At 78.2% G+C, this 1,866-nt stretch carries 1 protein-coding gene and 1 pseudogene; both read left to right on the forward strand.

The window, feature by feature from the left end; translation table 11 throughout:
• Window positions 1-301 precede the first annotated feature (301 nt).
• Window positions 302-1,558 carry an aminotransferase class I/II-fold pyridoxal phosphate-dependent enzyme gene (locus V7E45_RS40020; RefSeq protein ID WP_333779208.1) on the forward strand — a complete coding sequence of 419 codons (1,257 nt, stop codon included), beginning with the start codon at window positions 302-304 and terminating at the stop codon, window positions 1,556-1,558.
• Window positions 1,555-1,866 (forward strand): annotated as a pseudogene (locus V7E45_RS40025) (hypothetical protein); the annotation flags it as partial. The gene V7E45_RS40020 and the pseudogene V7E45_RS40025, both read left to right, overlap by 4 nt.

Here is a 1,866-nt window from a genome sequence, read left to right on the forward strand (position 1 = left end):
GTGGTGCCGTGTGGTGCTCTCGTCCGGGCCGTGCGTCCCTCCTCGTCCGCCGGGACCGGTGAACGGAGACGACGCGGACGAACCGGAAGCGGGCCATGGAGGACCGCCCGCCGGGTACACACCACCCGAGGGCACCGGCGGACCCGGCAGGCACGACAGGCACGGCGGACCCGGCAGGCACGACAGCAGCCCCGGACGCACCGGCGACGCGGCCGGTACCACCGCCCCGGCGGACGAGGAGGGACGCACGGCCCGGACGAGAGCACCACACGGCACCACCACGGACTGCGCGGAGGCGGACATGCGGCGGACGGACCCCGAGGGCCACGGCCCCGTCCGCTACGGGCCGCCGCCGCCCGGCGACGGACTGCCGGTGCTGCCCGAGCTCGCCGCCCACCTCGCCGCCGCCGCGGGCCGCGCCGAGGCCCAGCCCGTCGGCGGCGCGCCCGCCCTGCTGGAGGCGGCCTGCGGCTACTGGACCCGGCGCGGGCTGTCCTGCGTACCCGACCGGGTGGCCGCCGGACCCGGCGCGCCCGCGCTGCTGCTCGCCCTCACCGCCGCGCTCTCCGGCGAGGGCGGTGACGTGCTCGTGCCCCGGCCGTGCGCCGCCTGGTGGGCGCCGTACGCCCGCCTGCTCGGCAGACCCGTCTACCACGTGCCGACCCCGGCCGAGAGCGGTGGCGTCCCCGACCTGTACGCCCTGCTGGAGACCGTCCGCCGGGTCCGTGCCGAGGGCGGCGACCCCCGGCTGCTGGTGCTGTCCGTCGCCGACGACCCCACCGCCACCGTCGCCCCGCCCGAGCTGCTGCACGAGACCGTCGAGGCGGCCGCCGCGGAGGGACTGCACCTGGTCAGCGACGAGACCTGGCGCGACACCCTGCACGACCCGCACCAGAGCGTGCTGCTCAGCCCCGCCGAGATGCTGCCCGACGGGGTCACCGTCGTCAGCGACCTGGCCGGCGCCCTGCTGCCGGCCGGCTGGCCCGCCGCCGTGGCCCGCTTCCCCGCCGGCGCGGAGGGGGAGCGGCTGCACGCGCGCGTGCTCGACATCCTCACCGCGCTCGACGCCCGGATCGCCGCGCCGGTCGCCGCCGCCGCCGGATACGCGCTCGACGAACCCGCACCCGTCACCGAACGCCGGGAGTCCGCCGTCCGGCTGCACGCGCGCGTGGCCGCCGCCGCGCACGGCGTGGTCGTCGCGGCCGGCGCGCTCGCCCGGCCGCCGCAGGCCGGGCGCCACCTGTACGTCGACCTGGGCCCGCTGCGCGAGGCGCTGGCCGGGCAGGGCGTCGGCGACGCCCAGGAACTGGAGGAGTTCCTCTCCGCCCGGCTCGGCATGCCCGCGCCCGGCGGCCACCGCTTCGGCGACGACCTGGGGGCCCTGCGCGTACGGCTCGCCACCGGGCCCCTGCTGGGCGGCACCGACGAGGAACGCGCGGAATGCCTCGGCTCACCCGCGCCGCTGGAACTGCCACACGTGCAACGCGCGTTGAACTCCTTGGGGTCGGCCTTCGGCGATCTCCGCGACGACGCTCGGCGACGGGAGCCTCCTCGATGACGCAGCAGACGCATGAGCCCGGGTCGGCCACCACGACCGCCGCGACCGACACGACCATCCCGACCAGCGCCACCGGCACGGCCACGGAGGCCACAGCGGCCACAGCGGCCACAGCGGCCACAGCGAGCGTGACGGCCGCCACGATCGGCACGACAAGACCGCACGCGTCCGACGCCCACCCGGCAGCCGCCCACCAGGCCGATACCGACCCTGCGGACCCGCATCCGACCGGCCACGCAGTCGCCGCCTCCACCGCCCCCGCCGCCCTCGCGGGCGAAGCGGGCGAGGGCCTTGAGGCCGGGCAGCGG

The sequence above is a fragment of the Streptomyces sp. IBSBF 3136 genome, from assembly GCF_036815105.1.
In the GTDB taxonomy this organism is placed as follows: Bacteria; Actinomycetota; Actinomycetes; order Streptomycetales; family Streptomycetaceae; genus Streptomyces.